Origin of the sequence: Micromonospora sp. NPDC050417 (assembly GCF_044458865.1) — a bacterium.
Lineage (GTDB): Bacteria > Actinomycetota > Actinomycetes > Mycobacteriales > Micromonosporaceae > Micromonospora_G.
Map to the genome: position 1 here is coordinate 202,101 of NZ_JBITIH010000015.1, position 16,935 is coordinate 219,035.

A 16,935-nucleotide genomic window follows, 5' to 3' on the forward strand; every position below is an offset into this window, starting at 1 on the left:
GGTCGGGCGGCGCGCGGACGGGTCAGCGGAGCAGGCGGCGCAACCCGTCGAGGGCGCCGTCGAGGGTACGGAGCAGGGTTCGCATCTGACCGTCGGTGAGTTGCCGGCCGTGCACCAGTGCGCGTACCTCGGCGGTGAAGTCGGTGAGCCGGCGGTCGAACTCCGCACCGAGGTCGACACCGGGCGGCGGGGGCTTGCGGGGGGCGCCGCCGGGGTTGGCCCAGCCACTGAACCGGGTCTGGCGGGCGGCGGCGCGGAGTTCGCGTTTGAGGTCTCGGACCGAGCCGCGTACCTCCGTCGGGATCTCTCCGGCCAGGCTGGCGAGATCCTCCACCGAGGCCCGGATGTCCGATTCGAGGTCGGCCACCTCACCACTGCGCTGAGTCAGCTCGGCCCGACCGGCGTCGGTGATCTCGTAGACCTTGCGTCCACCGGCGGCGGTGTGGGTGACCAATCCCTCGACCTCCAGCCGCTGGAGCCGGGGGTAGATGGTGCCGGCACTCGGCGCGTAGAGGCCGAGGAACCGCTGCTCCAGCAGCCGGATCAACTCGTAGCCGTGCCTGGGTCCGTCGTCGAGCAGTTTGAGCAGATAGAGCCGGAGCCGCCCGTGGCTGAAGACGGCCGTCACGCCGCCCCCCGATCCTCGTTGCCAGCCCTGGTCCCGGTCCACTGGCCGCTTCCCGTCACACCCGGCCCCACACCCGTCCCGTCGCCTCCGGCCGTGGTGGGTGGCCGGACGTCGTCAGCGCACTGTCGCGTCTCCCCATGCTAACGCGATACATCGCGACATGACGAGTAGGTGCGGGTCGGGCTCAGGCGGCCAGGTCGAGTCCAGGCGGCGGGGCCCCCACCGACGTCGAGACGGGGAGCGCCGGGACGGAAGCCGCGTTCGACGGAACGACCAGGGTGACCGGGACGGGCAGCGGGAGCACGGGCTCGACCCGGGTGGCGGGGCGGTGCGCCAGGGGGCCGGCGAGGCGGACCGCCGACTCCGCAGCCTGGGCCAGCCGTCGCCGGGAGGCCGACTCCTCCGGGTGCAGCGCCGGTGCGGCGGTCACCGTGATGGAGAGCCCTCGCACGGCGATCACCCGTTGCAGCGACACCCAGAGGCTGTCGTCACCGAGGAAGGCGGCGGCGGTCGTACCGTCGCGCCCCGGACCGGTGCGGTAGCTGATCGTCAGCGGCACCACCGGCGCCCCGGCGTCGATCGCCGCCTGGAACATCGCCGGCCGGAACCGGCCCCCGGCCGGACAGTCGCTCGCCTCGCGGGGCTTGCCACACCAGGTCGTACCCTCCGGAAAGACCGCCACCACCCGGTCGGCCCGCAGCGCCTCCGCCACCAGGGCGACCGTTCGGGGCAGCGCCCTCGGCCTGCCCCGGTTGACGAAGATCGTGCCGCCGGCCGAAGCCAGCGGTCCGATCAACGGCCACTGCCGGACCTCCTGCTTGGCCAGCATCCGGGCCGGTGCGACCGCCAACGTGGCCATGATGTCGAGCCACGAGATGTGGTTGGCGGCCAGCAGCGCCCGGCGCCGGGGCAGCCGGCCCCGTACCCGCAGGGTGATGCCGAGGGAACCGAGGACCAACCGGGCCCACCAGCGCCCGCCGGCCTGGCGTCCGGCCGGGGGCAACACCGGAAGTACGGGGAGCAGCAACGCCCCGAAGAGCAACGCACCGAACAGGGCGGTCAGCCGGCCGGCCCGACGCAGCCGCGAGACCTCCGGGGTCTCCCCCGCGCCGGGAAGGCAGTCCGGCCCGCAGGCCGAGCGCGGTTGCCAGAGGGTGTTCATCCTTCTTCTCCGAGTCCGAGGAAGTGACGGCGGTAGCGGGGGTGCATCCGGTCCATCGAGAGCAGGACGTACAGGTCGGCGACGTCGAAGTCGGGGTCGTACGCCGGCTCGCCGCAGACCCAGGCGCCGAGCCGCAGGTAGCCGCGGAGCAGGGCGGGTACGACGGCCGGCGGTGCTCCGGGCGTACCGGCACCGGCGGCGACCGCCGACACCCCGGAGGGCTCGGCCAGCCAGGGCCGGTGCGGGCGTACCCGCAGCGGCGGCGGCGCCATGTTCCGGGCGGAGACCTGTGCCCAGACCGCGGCGGCGTTCGCGCCACCGTCTTCCAACCCGACCGAGGCGCAGCCGCCCAGCCAACGCAACCCGCGCAGGTGTAGGTAGCGGGCGATACCGGCCCACATCAGATTGATCACGGCGCCGGTGCGGTGGTCGGGGTGCACGCACGACCGCCCGATCTCCACCAGCTCGTCGCGGAGCGGCGCGAACGCGGAGAGATCGAACTCGCTCTCGGCGTACCGCCGGCCGGCACGCGCGGCGCGGTCCGGCGGCAGCATCCGGTACGTCCCGACCACGGCCCCGGTGCTGTCGTCCCGAACCAGCAGGTGGTCGCAGTGCGCGTCGAACTCGTCGGTGTCGAGTCCATTGACGTCGGAGTGCAGGGTGGCGCCGAGTTCTTCGGCGAAGACGTCATGGCGCAGCCGTTGCGCGGCGGCGACCTGAGCCGCGCTGTCGGCGATCAGCAGGGTGTAACCGCTGGTCCCGGTGGGTGCGGGAGCGGTAAGCAGAACAGCCATGCGCTATGTGTAAGGTCGCCGCCTACCGTTGGCGTGTCGCGCACCAGGTAAACGGGTGTCGATCGGGTGAACGGCCCTGGACGCGGCGCGCGGCCGGTCCGACCTGCCACCCGATGGCGTACGGCAGCGGTCCCGACTCCGCCGACCAGGCGACGACCGCGACTTGAATGCCAGGTGAACAAGACTTTCATGCTGTGAATCGCAACACGGGCCCGATGCGGCAATGCCCCTCGATAGCGTACGGCGTAGCCTGGGCGGTGACTTCTGACTCCAGCTTCAGGCGGCGGCAGAACCCGCGTGAACCGCAGAACCCGCGTGAAAGAGGCGATCACTGGCCGTGTCGACCCAGCAGACTTCGCAGGACAACCCACTGGCGGGTTTCGGCCCGAACGAGTGGGTCGTCGAGGAGATGTACCAGCGTTACCTCGCCGACCCCACCAGCGTCGATTCAGCCTGGCACGACTTCTTTGCCGACTACCGACCGGCGACCGATACGACCCCGGCCGGCGCTGACGGCAACGGGTCGGGTCCCAAAACAGTAGCAGCGGCCAAGCCGGCGCCGGAGGTGAAGAACGTACCGGCCGCCGCCCCGCCGGCCGCGAAGCCCCAGCCGGCGAGCGAGTCCACCGCGGCACCGGTCGCCACCAAGCCGGCCGAGGCGAAGTCGACCCAGGTCGCCGCGAAGGCCGAGGCGGCACCGGCCGCCGCCCCGAAGCCGAAGAGCACACCGGCCCAGCCGGCCGGCGGCAGCTCCACCACCGCGTTGCGCGGGGTCGCGGCCAAGATCGTGCAGAACATGGACGCGTCGCTGTCGGTCCCGACCGCGACCAGCGTGCGCGCGGTTCCGGCGAAACTGGTCGTGGACAACCGCATCGTGATCAACAACCACCTGGCCCGTGGCCGAGGCGGCAAAGTCAGCTTCACCCACCTGATCGGGTGGGCCATGGTCCGGGCGCTGGCCGAGCACCCGGAGATGAACAACTCGTACGCCGAGGTGGACGGCAAGCCGGTGATGGTCCGGCCGGAGCACGTCAACCTGGGCATCGCGATCGACCTGGTCAAGCCGGACGGTTCGCGCAACCTGGTGGTGCCGTCGATCAAGGCGTGCGAGCAGATGGACTTCCGCCAGTTCTGGCAGGCCTACGAGGACGTGGTCCGGCGGGCCCGCCGCAACGAACTGACCATGGAGGACTACGGCGGCACGACGGTCTCGCTGACCAACCCCGGCGGAATCGGCACCGTGCACTCCCAGCCCCGCCTGATGGTCGGGCAGGGCACGATCATCGGTGTCGGTGCGATGGAGTACCCGGCGCCGTACCAGGGCATGTCCGAGGAGACCCTGGCCGAACTCGCAGTCAGCAAGATCATCACGCTGACCAGCACGTACGACCACCGGATCATCCAGGGCGCGCAGTCCGGCGAGTTCCTGAAGGTCATGCACGAGCTGATCCTCGGCGAGCGCGGCTTCTACGACGCGATCTTCACCTCGCTGCGGATTCCGTACGAGCCGGTCCGCTGGATGCGGGACGTGGCGGTGACCTCCGAGGGCCAGATCGACAAGACCGCCCGGGTCATCGAGATCATCCACGCGTACCGGGTCCGTGGTCACCTGATGGCCGACACCGATCCGCTCGAGTTCAAGATCCGCAAGCACCCGGACCTGGACGTGCTCCAGCACGGCCTGACCCTCTGGGACCTGGACCGCTACTTCCCCGTCGGCGGCTTCAACAGCAAGCAGAAGATGAAGCTCCGCGAGGTTCTCGGGGTGCTGCGTGACTCCTACTGCCGCCGAGTCGGCGTGGAGTACATGCACATCCAGGACCCGGAGGAGCGGCGCTGGATCCAGGACCGGATCGAGCGCAAGTACGAGAAGCCGGCGCCGGACGAGCAGAAGCACGTACTCAACCGGCTCAACGCGGCCGAGGCGTTCGAGACCTTCCTCCAGACCAAGTACGTCGGCCAGAAGCGCTTCTCCCTGGAGGGCGGCGAATCGCTGATCCCGCTCCTCGGTGAGGTGCTGGAGGCGGCGGCCGAGGGCGGGCTGGACGAGGTCGTCATCGGCATGGCCCACCGGGGCCGGCTGAACGTACTCGCCAACATCGTCGGCAAGCCGTACGAGAAGATCTTCTCCGAGTTCGAGGGGCACCTCGACCCCCGGTCGACCCAGGGCTCCGGGGACGTCAAGTACCACCTCGGCCAGGCCGGCAAGTTCAGCACCCCGGACGGCGAGCACGCGATCAAGGTGTCCGTCACCGCGAACCCCTCGCACCTGGAGGCGGTCGACCCGGTGCTGGAGGGCATCGTCCGGGCCAAGCAGGACCGGATCGACCTGCGGCTTGAGGGCTACACCGTGCTGCCCGTGGCGGTGCACGGCGACGCCGCGTTCGCCGGGCAGGGTGTGGTGGCCGAGACGCTCAACCTGTCACAACTGCGCGGTTACCGCACCGGTGGCACCGTCCACGTCGTGGTCAACAACCAGGTCGGCTTCACCACCGCCCCGGAGTACTCGCGCTCCAGCCTCTACAGCACCGACGTCGCCCGGATGATCCAGGCGCCGATCTTCCACGTCAACGGGGACGACCCCGAGGCCGTGGTCCGGGTCGGTCGGCTGGCCTTCGAATACCGCCAGGCGTTCAACAAGGACGTCGTGATCGACCTTGTCTGCTACCGGCGGCGCGGCCACAACGAGGGCGACGACCCCTCGATGTCCAACCCGCAGATGTACCAGATCATCGATTCGAAGCGGTCGGTCCGCAAGCTCTACACCGAGGAGCTGATCGGGCGCGGGGACATCACCGTCGAGGACGCCGAGGAGTTGCTGCGCGACTTCCAGGCCCAGCTCGAACGGGTCTTCAAGGCCACCCGCGACGCCGCGACGGCGGGGCGGCAGTCCACCCGCCCGCGCCGCCAGCCCGAACCGGAGCCGCAGGTCGAGACGGCGGTGAGCGCCGACGTGGTCCGCTCGATCGGCGTCGCGCACACCACGCTGCCGGAGGGCTTCACCCCGCACAAGCGGATCCAGCAGTTGCTTGAGCGTCGGGCCAAGATGGCCGTCGAGGGCAACATCGACTGGGGCTTCGGCGAGATCATCGCCTTCGGTTCGCTGCTGCACGACGGGGTGACCGTCCGGCTCGCCGGACAGGACTCCCGCCGGGGCACCTTCGTCCAGCGGCACGCGGTGATCGTGGACTCGAAGACCGGCAAGGAACACCTGCCGCTCTCCGCGCTCACCGGCGACCAGGCCCGGTTCTTCGTGCACGACTCGCTGCTCAGCGAGTACGCCGCGATGGGCTTCGAGTACGGCTACTCGGTGGAGAACACCGAGGCGCTGGTGCTCTGGGAGGCGCAGTTCGGTGACTTCGCCAACGGCGCCCAGTCGGTGGTGGACGAGTTCATCTCGTCGAGTGAGGTGAAGTGGGGACAGCAGTCCGCGGTGACGCTGCTGCTGCCGCACGGGCACGAGGGTCAGGGACCGGACCACACCTCCGGCCGCCCGGAGCGGTTCCTCCAGATGTGCGCGGAGGACAACATGCGGGTGGCCATTCCGACCACCCCGGCCAACCACTTCCACCTGCTCCGGCGGCAGGCGCTGTCGGAGAAGCGCAAGCCGCTGGTCGTCTTCACCCCGAAGTCGCTGTTGCGGCACAAGCTCTGCGTCTCCAGCGTGGAGGACTTCACCAACGGCTCGTTCCAGCCGGTGCTGGGTGACCGGACCATCGCCAAGCCCGAGGCGGTCAAGCGGGTGCTGCTCTGCACCGGCAAGATCTACTACGACCTGCTCCAGGCCCGTGACGAACGCAAGATCACCGACACCGCGATCGTCCGGATGGAGCAGCTCTACCCGCTGCCGGTCGAGGAGATCCGGGCCGCCCTGGCCGAATACCCGAACGCCGAGGACTTCGCCTGGGTCCAGGAGGAGCCGGCGAACCAGGGCGCCTGGTCGTTCGTGGCGCTCAACCTGCTGGAGCACCTCGAAGGCGTACGGCTGCGGCGGATCTCCCGCCCGGCGGCTGCCGCCCCCGCGGTGGGCTCGGCGAAGATGCACGAGGTCGAGCAGACCGCGTTGATCGAGGCGGCTCTCCCCCGCCCCTGACCGTCGCACCGCGTTGAGTTGAGACCGGGGCGGATCGAGGTTCCCACCTCGATCCGCCCCGGCGTCTGAAAGGACCACGATGTACTTCACCGACCGGGGTATCGAGGAACTGGTCGAACGCCGGGGGGACGAGAGCGTCACCCTGGAGTGGCTCGGCGAGCGACTGCGCGACTTCGTCGACCTCAATCCCGAGTTCGAGACGCCGATCGAGCGGTTCGCCACCTATCTGGCCCGGCTCGACGACGAGGACGACGAGTAGACGACACCGCCCGGTGTGTCCCGGTAGACCTCGGCCGACCCGGCCGCTAGGGCGCCCGATCTTGTAGGTTGGGCAGGTGGCACGCAGTGTCTATATCGCCAGCCTGGGACAGGGCGGCGGCAAGTCGACGATCGCGCTCGGTCTGGCCGAACTCCTCTCCCGGCAGGTCGAGCGGATCGGCGTGTTCCGGCCGCTGGTCAGCGGGAGCGAAGAGGACCCGATCCTGGCCCTGCTCCGCGCCCGCTACCGGATCGACACCCCGGCGGAAGATCTCTACGGCACCACCTACGCCGAGGCGTCCGCCCTGGTCGCCGACGGCCAGCGGGAAGAGCTGATCGCCCGGATCGTGGAGCGCTACCGTACGGTCGAACGCGGCTGTCCCGCCGTCGTGGTGGTCGGCAGCGACTTCGACGACGCGGCGGAGAGCCGCACCGGTGGTCTTTCCCGGGAACTCGCCTTCAACGCCCGGCTGGCGACCGAATTCACCAGTGTGGTGGTGCCGGTGGTGGACGGGTTCGGCCAGGAACCGGAGGCGATCGCGGCAGCGGCCCGTGGCGCCTACCACGACCTGGAGGACCTGGGTGCGACCGTACTGGCGGTGATCGCCAACCGGGTTCCGGGGGCGATGACCCTGCCGGAGCTGCCGGTTCCGGCGTACGCCATCCCCGAGGTGCCGACCGTGTCGGCGCCGACGGTGGCCGAGGTGGCGACGGCCCTCGGCGCCCGGCTGCTCGCCGGGGACCGGGCCGCGCTCGACCGCGACGTGCTCGACTTCGTGGTCGGCGCGGCACACGTGCCGACCCTGCTCGACCATCTCACCGACGGCGCCCTGGTGATTACCCCGGGCGACCGAGCAGACCTGCTGGTGGCCGCCGCCGCGGCGCACGTCGCCGGTCAGGTCTCCGTCGCCGGCCTGGTGCTCACCCTGGCCGAACAGCCCGATCCACGGGTGATGCGCCTGGTCGAACGGCTTCGCACCGGGCTGGCGGTGTTATCCGTGCCCGGCGACAGCTACCACACGGTCGCCGCGTCCAGTCGGATCGAGGGGCGGCCGAGCATGGCCAACCCACGCAAGGTCGAGGCCGCTCTCGGCGCCTTCGAGGCGGCCGTCGACACCCCCGAGCTGGCCCGTCGGCTCCGGGTCACCCGCTCGGTACGGGTCACCCCGTTGATGTTCGAGTACGACCTGATCGACCGGGCCCGCGCGGCGCGGCGCCGGCTCGTGCTGCCCGAGGGCACGGACGAGCGGATCCTGCGCGCGACCGAGATCCTGCTCCGCCGTCGGGTGGCCGACCTGACCCTGCTCGGCGACCCCGGCGAGATCCGCCGCAAGGCCCGCGAGCTGGGGGTGGAGATCAACCAGGCCGAGTTGGTCGACCCGGCCACCAGCCCCTGGCGCGACACCTTCGCCGCCGAGTACGCCCGGCTGCGCGCCCACCGGGGCGCCACCCTCGACCTGGCCCAGGACGTGGTGGTCAACACCAACTACTTCGGCACCCTGATGGTGCACCAGGGTCACGCCGACGGCATGGTCTCCGGTGCCACCCACACCACCGCCGCCACGATCCGCCCCGCGTTCGAGATCATTCGGACGGTGCCGGGGCTCTCGGTCGCCTCCAGCGTCTTCTTCATGCTCCTCGCCGACCGGGTGCTGGTCTACGGCGACTGCGCGGTCAACCCCGACCCGGACGCGACCCAGCTCGCCGACATCGCGCTCTCCTCCGCCGAGACCGCCGCCCGGTTCGGCGTCGAACCCCGGCTGGCGATGCTCTCGTACTCGACCGGCGCCTCCGGGGCCGGCGCCGATGTGGAGAAGGTGGCCGCCGCGACCGCACTGGTCCGGGCCCGCCGACCGGACCTGCTGGTCGAAGGGCCGATCCAGTACGACGCCGCGATCGACCCGACGGTGGCGGCCACCAAACTGCCCGGCAGTACGGTCGCCGGCCGGGCCACCGTCTTCGTCTTCCCCGACCTGAACACCGGCAACAACACGTACAAGGCGGTGCAGCGCTCGGCCGGGGCGGTCGCGGTCGGTCCGGTCATGCAGGGCCTGCGTCGTCCGGTCAACGACCTGTCCAGGGGCGCCACGGTCAAGGACATCGTCAACACGGTGGCGATCACCGCGATCCAGGCGGCGGCGCCACCGGAGCCGGAAGGCAGGGTGGTCGCGTGAGCCGGATCCTGGTGGTCAACTGCGGCTCGTCCTCGCTCAAGTACCGCCTCTACGACCACGTCGACCCGGACGGCTCGGGCAGCACCGGCGGCGGGCCGGTGGTGCTCGGGCAGGGGGTGGTCGAGCGGATCGGCGAGCCGGACGGTGGCCCACCGGACCACGAGAGCGCGGTCCGACAGGTGCTGGAGAGGATCGACCGTACCGGCCTGACCGCGGTGGGACACCGGGTGGTGCACGGCGGCGAGCGCTTCGCCGCCCCCACCCTGATCGACGACGAGGTCTTCGCCGAGATCAGCGAACTGGTGCCGCTCGCTCCGCTGCACAACCCGGCCAACCTGACCGGCATCGAGGTGACCCGGCAACTGCTGCCGGAGGTGCCGCAGGTCGCCGTCTTCGACACCGCGTTCCATCGCACGCTGCCGGACTCGGCTTCGCGCTACGCCATCGACTCCGCCACCGCCGACCGGTACGGCATCCGCCGCTACGGCTTCCACGGCACCTCACACGCGTACGTGTCCCGGCGTACCGCCGCACTGCTCGGCCGGGCGTACGAGGAGACGAACACCATCACCCTGCACCTGGGGAACGGGGCCAGCGCCTGCGCTGTCGCGGGTGGCCGGAGCATCGCCACCTCGATGGGCATGTCGCCGCTGGAGGGTCTGGTGATGGGCACCCGCAGCGGGGACCTGGATCCGACGGTCCTGCTCCACCTGCACCGCTCCGCTGGGCTGTCGGTGGACGAGATCGACGACCTGCTCAACCACCGCAGCGGTCTGCTCGGTCTGAGCGGCGCGAACGACATGCGCGAGGTGCTGCGCCGCCGGGCGGCCGGTGACCCGGCGGCCGAACTGGCCTTCCAGGTCTACTGCCGGCGGCTCACGTTCTATGTCGGCGGCTACCTGGCGTTGCTCGGTCGGCTCGACGCGATCACCTTCACCGCCGGGGTCGGTGAGCATGCCGCACCCGTACGCTCGGCCGCGCTCGCGGGTCTGGAACACCTGGGCGTGGCGGTGGATCCCGACCGTAACGCCGGGGCCGGCGACCGTCTCATCTCGCCAGACGGGGCCGGGGTGGCGGTCTGCGTCATCGCCACCAACGAGGAGTTGGAGATAGCCCGACAGGCCGCGACGCTGGTCGCGACCGGCTGACCCCCGGTCCCGCCGCCGCCCGCCCCGCCCACGGATCGGGGCGGGTAGGGCGGCAGACAGGGCGGGGAAGGGTCGACGGGTAAGCGAACTAGAGGACCAGCCAGGCGATCAGGCCGATCACGACCACGGCCGAGACGACGAGGGCGACGACCAACGGCAGGTTCGACGACGACGACTTGACGGGAGCGGGCGGTTCGGCGGCCGGGTGCGCGAAGGCACGGAAGGCCTCGGTGTTGCCACTGGGGTCCTGGTACGTGTCAGGCATGCCGATGACCATAGCGAACGTGCCCGACAGCCTGCCTCGGACCACTCGTCGACCCGGCGAACCACCGAGGTGGCCGCCCAACATCGACCGGCTGGCCGCCGTACCGCAGCCGGACGGGTGGCCGTGTATCGCGGAGTGCGCGCTTACGGTCAAAGAGGTGCGCGGAAACAACCGTGGATCGGGTCGGTCGACCTGAGCCGGTCGATCACGCGTACCGACTACGGGCGGGCGGTCGCCGCCTCGGGGTGCGCCATCCAACGGGCTGCGCCCCGCCCAGCGCCAGAGGGAACGTACGCGGTCGGCGTGCGTACGCTCGCTCGTGGCCGCGGTGCCGCCCGCCCCCACCAGTACTCACACGTACACCTCCTCTCCTCGCGCCACACCCGGGCCCGCGCTGACGCGCGGGCCCGGGTGGAGGGGGGCGGGTGAAGCGGTCGGGTTACGGCACCACTGGCCTACGGTTGTCCGCCCAGACATTGCTGGGCTTGTCCCAGCTGATTCCGGCCTGGTTCGGGCGGGCGACCACACCGAACCGGAAGTCCCGGCCGAAGACGTTCTGGCGGAACCTGATGTTGCTGCCGTTGAGGTCCTCGCGGATGCCGATCGAGTAGTTGCCGCCGTTGCAGTAGTTGTTCTCGAAGGTCAGGTTCGACACCACCGGACCCGTCGTCGAACCGATCATGATGCAGGCGTTGAACGGGTCCCTGGTGATCGGGTTGTACGTCTCCAGCGAGTTGCCGCGTACCACGATGTTCGACGCGCCGGTGGTCTGCAAGGCGTCGTTGTGCGAGCCGCTGGCCCGGGTGAGGTGGTGGATCCAGGAGTTCTCGATCACGGTGTTGCTGCCCATGCGCGGGCCGTCGATGGTGTTGGTGATCTCGACCCGGCGCAGGGTGTAGTCGCCGCAGCAGACGGCGGCCGAGTTCTTGCCCTGACCGTTGATCTCGACATCCTCGACCAGCAGGTTCACCGCCCCCTTGGTCCTGATCGAGTAGAGACCGCCGCAACTGATCCGCGACTTGCGCAGCACCACGTTCTTGGCGGTGACGTTCACGCAGCCCTTGATGTCGAGCCCGGTGAAGACCTGGCCGTCCTTTGCCGCGTTGATCGAACCGGATGCCTTGAGCTTGACACCGGATGGCACCCCCGTGTTGTTCGGGCCGGGGAAGGAGTCCGGGATTCCGCTGACCGCCTCCGGCGGCGGCACGCTGCTGGGCCCCGGAGCGGTCGTACGGGAGGCGCTGGGGCGGGCACCGGGGGTCGCCGTGGATTCGGCCGGCGCTTCGGGTGCCGGGCCCATCTCGGCGCCGGCGGTCACCGCCTTGCCATTCCAGGTCGACTCGACAATCGTCGCCGGAGCGGAGTCGGAATACATGAATCCGTGTCGGCAGCCGAAAACCTCCACCCGTCGGGCGGTGTAGTTCCCGAACACGACTCCATTGGTCCGGGCCGACCCACAATGAATCTTGGTGTCCTCGATGAGGGTGCCGGAGAATCCGTCGAAGATCCGCAGCGCATGCGACGCACCACCGTAGCGGATGGTCGAATTCTTGATCGTGACGTTGTTCGCCCGTACGTGGAGGTAGCCGCTGATCGCCTCCCCGTCGATCACGGTCCCGTCCTTGTAGATCGCGATCGACCCGTCGCGGCTGCCCGCGACGGCCACCCCGATGCCGGCCACGGCGACGACCATCGTTGCCAGAATTACCAATAATGAACGCGGGCGACGGCTAAATAACTTATGCCCGCCTCGCGCGGATCGTGGCACTTGTTCAATATCCTTATGCGCCGCCGAGAACTTCAAGATCCGACCCCTTCGACCTACACATAGTCCGCAATCAGCAGAGCAGAACGGCATGACTGTACCGTGTATCCAAGGCGGCGAGGACGTATCACAAAAAGATCGGAATCCGAACCTTTAGTTTTCTTAAAGAAGACCTTACCCCGGTCTTATCTACGCTTTTTAAGTGCCTTATGCCGCTCGTTTGCCCCCGTTTACCCAGGGAGAAAGGTCCGGATTTTCAAATCGCGTGATCGCGCGTGTTCAGCTTGCCACCACTCACGGCCGGCCTACCGGGACCGCCGTACCGGCCGGTACGGGCGCTGTCGCTGCTCAGCGGGAGTGGTCGAGCACCACCTTGCCGAAGACCTCGCCGGAGTGCAGTCGGGCGAACGCCTCGGACACCTCGGAGAAACCGTAGACCGAGTCGACCACCGGACGTACCCCCTTGTCGACGCAGAGGGCGAGCAGTTCGGCCAGCTCTGCCGGGGTCCCCATCGAGGTGCCCAGGATCTCCAACTGGAGGGCGAAGACCCGCCGCAGATTCACCTTCGGTTCGTGTCCGGCGGTCGCGCCGGAAACCACGATCCGCGCCCCCGGTTTCGCCGACTTCATCGAATGGTCGAAGGTCGCCGCGCCGACGGTCTCGATCACCACGTCGACCCGCTCCGGCAGCCGGGCTCCCGGGGCGAGCGCGGTCGCACCGAGCGCCGCGATCCGGTCCCGCTTCGCCGCGTCCCGGCTGGTCGCGTAGACCCGCTTGCCCAGTGCGACGGCAAGCACCACCGCCGCCGTGGCGACCCCGCCGCCGGCCCCCTGCACCAACACCGCCTCGCCCTCGTCGATCCGCCCCCGGTCGGTGAGCATCCGGTACGCGGTGAGCCAGGCCGTCGGCAGGCAGGCCGCGTCGGTGACCGGAAGGCCCACCGGTACGGGCACCAGGTTCGCCCTCGGCACCGCCACCCGCTCGGCGAGCGTGCCCGGGAACCGCTCCGAGAGGATCGACAGCCCACGCGGGTCGGACGGGTCCACCACCACCGGGTAGACCAGCACGTCGTTGCCGTCCGGATCGACGCCCACCGCGTCGCAGCCGAGAATCATCGGCAACTGCTCCGAGGTCAGGCCGACCCCGCTCAGCGACCACAGGTCGTGCCGGTTGAGCGAACTGGCCCGGACCTCGACGGTCACCCAGTCGTCGTCCGGGTGGGTCGGCTCCGGCTGGTCGCCGACGGTGAGCGCGGCGAGCGGGTTGTCGACGTCGAAGGTCGAGGCGAAGGCAGCACGCATGATCCGCACGCTAACAGCGCCGGCCCTCGACCGGAACGCCCCGCCGCGCCTCCGCAGGTGATAGGAAGGGCCCCTTCCTATACAGAAAACGATAAGAAGGGGCCCTTCCTTACACCTCAGGCGCGGGCGACACCGTCGCGTCGGGCGGCGTCGAGGACCGCCTCGGCCACGGCCGGGGCGACCCGGGGGTCGAGCGGCGACGGGACGATCGCGTCGGCCGTCAGGTTCTCCGCGACCACCGCGGCGATCGCGTCAGCGGCGGCGACCTTCATGTTGTCGGTGATCCGGGTGGCCCGCGCGTCGAGCGCACCCCGGAAGATCCCGGGGAAGGCCAACACGTTGTTGATCTGGTTCGGGAAGTCGCTGCGCCCGGTGGCGACGACCGCGACATGCCGGCCCGCGACGTCCGGATGCACCTCGGGGGTCGGGTTGGCCAGCGCGAAGACGATGCCGCCCGGGGCCATGCCGGCGACCGCCTGCTCCGGGATCTGCCCGCCGGAGACACCGATCAGCACGTCCGCGCCGCGTAGCGCGTCGGTGATGCCACCCCGACAGCCGGCGACGTTGGTGAACTCGGCCAGCTCGGCCTTGACCGGGGTGAGCCCCTCCCGGTCCGGGTGCAGGACGCCCTGCGAGTCACAGACCACGATCTCGCCGGGGTTCACCCCGCCTGCGGCGAGCATCCGGGTCACCGCGACCCCGGCCGCGCCCGCGCCGCTGACGACCACGCGCAGATCGCCGAGCTTGCGGTTGAGCAGGGTGGCCGCGTTGCGCAGGGCGGCGAGCACGACGATGGCGGTGCCGTGCTGGTCGTCGTGGAAGACCGGGATCGGCAGCAGCTCGTCCAGCCGGCGCTCGATCTCGAAGCAGCGCGGGGCGGCGATGTCCTCCAGGTTGATCCCGCCGAAGGACGGGGCCAGCGCGGCCACCGTCGCGACGATCTGGTCGACGTCCTGCGTGTCGAGGCAGATCGGCACCGCGTCGACACCGCCGAACTGTTTGAACAGCACCGCCTTGCCCTCCATCACCGGCATCGCCGCGCGGGGGCCGATGTTGCCGAGTCCGAGTACGGCGGAACCGTCGGTCACCACCGCCACGGTGTGCGAGACCCAGGTGTAGTCGTCGACCAGCTCCGGGTCGGCGGCGATCGCCTCGCAGACCTTCGCGACCCCGGGGGTGTACGCGAGGGAGAGGTCCTCCCGGCTGGTCAGCGGTACCGTCGAGGCCACCGCCAACTTGCCGCCACGGTGCAGGTCGAAGACCGGATCAGAGTGATCCACAGAAGACGATGGCATGGGGAGAGCTCCAGGATTCGTCGATCGGTTGGGACCAACCGGCTCGACGCGAGGTCGGCGAATGACCGGCGGTGCGGTGCGGGGGATCACCCAGGCACGGCCAATGAGCATACTGTCGTCTGTTTACCGTACCTGTGAGGAGGGTCATACCGAGCGGTAACCGAAGCGACGGGGCCGTGGCCAGTAACGGAACACCACCCGACCGAGCACATCGGCCACTCCGTACGCACGGGAGTCATCGGTGATCAGCTCATTGTCACCGTGCAGCCACCAGCCACCATCCTGCTGGCGTACCGCCCGTTTGACGACCGCCAGCTCAGGACGGCTCCGGAAGACGGCCACCACCACGTCGCCCGGACGTACGGCACGTCCACCGGCCCGTACCAGCACCGCGTCGCCGTGACGGAGCGTCGGCACCATGGAGGGCCCGCTCACCAGGACGGGGTAGAGCCAACGGGCCGGCGGCACCGGGCCGACCGGGGGGTCCGCCGCTTCTCCGCTGCGCACCGGGTTTCACCTCCACGGCCCTGGGGACGTAAGTCAGGAGTAATGTCGTCTCGGATCATCGCAAACATCCCACGGAGGGCCTTGATGCGACTTCCACGCATCCTCACACCACGTTTCGTCGCGCACGCCCATTGCGACCTGCCTTGCGGGGTCTACGACCCGGCCCAGGCTCGGATCGAGGCCGAGTCGGTCAAGGCGATCTGCGAGAAGTACCAGGCCAACACGGACCCGGAGTTCCGGACCCGTGCCCTGATCATCAAGGAACAGCGGGCCGAGCTGGTCAAGCACCACCTGTGGGTGCTGTGGACCGACTACTTCAAGCCCCCGCACTTCGAGAAGTACCCGAACCTGCACTCGCTCTTCAACGAGGCCACCAAGCTGGCCGGCGGCGGAGGCGGCGCCAAGGCGTCGACCGACCCGGCCAAGGCGGACGAGCTGCTGCAGAAGATCGAGGAAATCTCGAAGATCTTCTGGGAGACCAAGCAGGCGTGAGTTCCACGGTTTCCACCGGTCGGCCGCTCGCCGACCAGGGGGACGCAGGTCCCCGACCCGCGATTCGGCCGGCGCGTCCCTCGGACGTGCCGGCCATCGTCGCGATGGTGCACGAACTGGCCGACTACGAGCGCGCGGCCGACGAATGCCACCTCACCGAGGAGCAGCTCCACACTGCGCTCTTCGCCGAGCAGTCGGCGCTGTTCGGGCACGTGGCCCTCGATCCGGAGGGCGACACAATCGGTTTCGCGCTCTGGTTCCTCAACTTCTCCACCTGGCGCGGCGTCCACGGGATCTACCTGGAGGACCTGTACGTCCGGCCGTCCGCCCGGGGCACCGGCGCCGGCCGGCGGCTGCTCGCGACCCTCGCCGCCGTCTGTGTCGAGCGCGGCTACCAGCGTCTCGACTGGTGGGTGCTGAACTGGAACCCGGCCCGTGAGTTCTACCACTCGATCGGGGCCGCGCCGATGGACGAGTGGGTGCCGTACCGACTCACCGGCGAGGCGTTGAGCGCGCTCGCCGGACAGGCCGACTGAGCCCACTCCCAGGTCACACCGACGGGACACAGAACCGTCATCGATCGATGGCATCTCGTAACAATTGATCACCCTCGGTGGATCATTTTCGCACCGAGGGGCGCGACGGGATGTCCACTTGGTGCCATGTCGCCTCTGCGGCACCCTTCGCACCGCACCACGGAAATGATCCGGCCACAGACTCCGAGCTGACGTCATATCGATGGCGTTCCGCTGAACCTGAGGAGTCCGGGCCATGTCCACCCCCTTGCGTCGTACGGCAGCCGGCCTGGCTGCCGTACTCGCGTTCACCGCTGCCGGTACCCCGCCGGCCTCGGCCGCGCCACCGCCGGGTGCTGCCCCCACCGCCCCCACCTCGCCGACCGACGCCACGTCGAAAGTCACCCTAATCACGGGTGACGTGGTCGAAGTCTCCGCTGCCGGAGCCGGTCGGTTCGCTGCTTCGGTGCGTCCGGGCCCGGGTCGGGAGCAGGTGACCTTTCATACGGTGGAGGTCGATGGTGGGTTGCGGGTGCT

General features: G+C 69.7%; 15 protein-coding genes. 7 read left to right on the top strand and 8 right to left on the bottom strand.

The window, feature by feature from the left end:
- Positions 1 to 22: 22 nt before the first annotated feature.
- From ACIBF5_RS20720 to ACIBF5_RS20730, 3 genes are all read right to left on the bottom strand, one after another.
- Positions 23 to 628: a PadR family transcriptional regulator gene (locus tag ACIBF5_RS20720; protein WP_396813925.1), complete on the bottom strand. Its 606-nt coding sequence runs from the start codon at positions 626 to 628 to the stop codon at positions 23 to 25.
- Between the two features lie 184 nt (positions 629 to 812).
- On the bottom strand, positions 813 to 1,790 hold the full coding sequence (locus ACIBF5_RS20725) for a lysophospholipid acyltransferase family protein (RefSeq protein ID WP_396813926.1): 978 nt from the start codon (positions 1,788 to 1,790) through the stop codon (positions 813 to 815).
- The gene (locus tag ACIBF5_RS20730; protein ID WP_396813928.1) at positions 1,787 to 2,584 is read right to left on the bottom strand and encodes a GNAT family N-acetyltransferase; all 798 of its coding nucleotides are present in this window, start codon (positions 2,582 to 2,584) and stop codon (positions 1,787 to 1,789) included. The genes ACIBF5_RS20725 and ACIBF5_RS20730 overlap by 4 nt, the downstream gene beginning before the upstream one ends.
- A 337-nt stretch (positions 2,585 to 2,921) precedes the next feature.
- Between ACIBF5_RS20730 and ACIBF5_RS20735 the strand changes: the two genes are divergently transcribed.
- The 4 genes from ACIBF5_RS20735 (at position 2,922) to ACIBF5_RS20750 (ending at position 10,257) form a co-directional block, all read left to right on the top strand.
- Positions 2,922 to 6,677, top strand: coding sequence for a multifunctional oxoglutarate decarboxylase/oxoglutarate dehydrogenase thiamine pyrophosphate-binding subunit/dihydrolipoyllysine-residue succinyltransferase subunit (locus ACIBF5_RS20735; protein WP_396813930.1), 3,756 nt, complete (start codon positions 2,922 to 2,924; stop codon positions 6,675 to 6,677).
- A 79-nt stretch (positions 6,678 to 6,756) separates the two neighbouring features.
- Positions 6,757 to 6,936 (top strand): DUF6104 family protein, encoded by a 180-nt coding sequence (locus tag ACIBF5_RS20740; RefSeq protein ID WP_396813932.1) that lies wholly within the window; start codon positions 6,757 to 6,759, stop codon positions 6,934 to 6,936.
- A 76-nt stretch (positions 6,937 to 7,012) separates the two neighbouring features.
- The gene (gene pta, locus ACIBF5_RS20745) at positions 7,013 to 9,109 is read left to right on the top strand and encodes a phosphate acetyltransferase (RefSeq protein ID WP_396813934.1); all 2,097 of its coding nucleotides are present in this window, start codon (positions 7,013 to 7,015) and stop codon (positions 9,107 to 9,109) included.
- Entirely contained in the window at positions 9,106 to 10,257 is a 1,152-nt protein-coding gene (locus tag ACIBF5_RS20750) for an acetate/propionate family kinase (RefSeq protein WP_396813936.1), read from the top strand. The genes pta and ACIBF5_RS20750 overlap by 4 nt, the downstream gene beginning before the upstream one ends.
- Positions 10,258 to 10,345: 88 nt before the next feature.
- Here the strand turns inward: ACIBF5_RS20750 and ACIBF5_RS20755 are convergent, their stop codons facing one another.
- From ACIBF5_RS20755 to ACIBF5_RS20775, 5 genes are all read right to left on the bottom strand, one after another.
- A complete protein-coding gene (locus ACIBF5_RS20755; RefSeq protein ID WP_396813938.1) occupies positions 10,346 to 10,522 on the bottom strand; it encodes a hypothetical protein in 177 nt (58 codons plus the stop codon).
- Between the two features lie 439 nt (positions 10,523 to 10,961).
- The gene (locus tag ACIBF5_RS20760; protein ID WP_396813940.1) at positions 10,962 to 12,215 is read right to left on the bottom strand and encodes a hypothetical protein; all 1,254 of its coding nucleotides are present in this window, start codon (positions 12,213 to 12,215) and stop codon (positions 10,962 to 10,964) included.
- Between the two features lie 420 nt (positions 12,216 to 12,635).
- The gene (locus ACIBF5_RS20765; protein WP_396813942.1) at positions 12,636 to 13,598 is read right to left on the bottom strand and encodes a zinc-binding dehydrogenase; all 963 of its coding nucleotides are present in this window, start codon (positions 13,596 to 13,598) and stop codon (positions 12,636 to 12,638) included.
- Positions 13,599 to 13,705: 107 nt separating this feature from the next.
- Positions 13,706 to 14,884 (bottom strand): NADP-dependent malic enzyme, encoded by a 1,179-nt coding sequence (locus ACIBF5_RS20770; RefSeq protein WP_396813944.1) that lies wholly within the window; start codon positions 14,882 to 14,884, stop codon positions 13,706 to 13,708.
- 144 nt (positions 14,885 to 15,028) lie between these two features.
- The gene (locus ACIBF5_RS20775; RefSeq protein ID WP_396813946.1) at positions 15,029 to 15,391 is read right to left on the bottom strand and encodes a S24/S26 family peptidase; all 363 of its coding nucleotides are present in this window, start codon (positions 15,389 to 15,391) and stop codon (positions 15,029 to 15,031) included.
- Positions 15,392 to 15,475: 84 nt separating this feature from the next.
- Between ACIBF5_RS20775 and sodN the strand changes: the two genes are divergently transcribed.
- The 3 genes from sodN to ACIBF5_RS20790 form a co-directional block, all read left to right on the top strand.
- Positions 15,476 to 15,883 (top strand): superoxide dismutase, Ni, encoded by a 408-nt coding sequence (gene sodN / locus ACIBF5_RS20780; protein WP_121156864.1) that lies wholly within the window; start codon positions 15,476 to 15,478, stop codon positions 15,881 to 15,883.
- A 104-nt stretch (positions 15,884 to 15,987) separates the two neighbouring features.
- On the top strand, positions 15,988 to 16,419 hold the full coding sequence (locus tag ACIBF5_RS20785) for a GNAT family N-acetyltransferase (protein WP_396813968.1): 432 nt from the start codon (positions 15,988 to 15,990) through the stop codon (positions 16,417 to 16,419).
- Between the two features lie 235 nt (positions 16,420 to 16,654).
- Positions 16,655 to 16,935, top strand: a 281-nt coding sequence (locus ACIBF5_RS20790) for a hypothetical protein (protein ID WP_396813948.1), incomplete at its 3' end; no start/stop codon positions are given.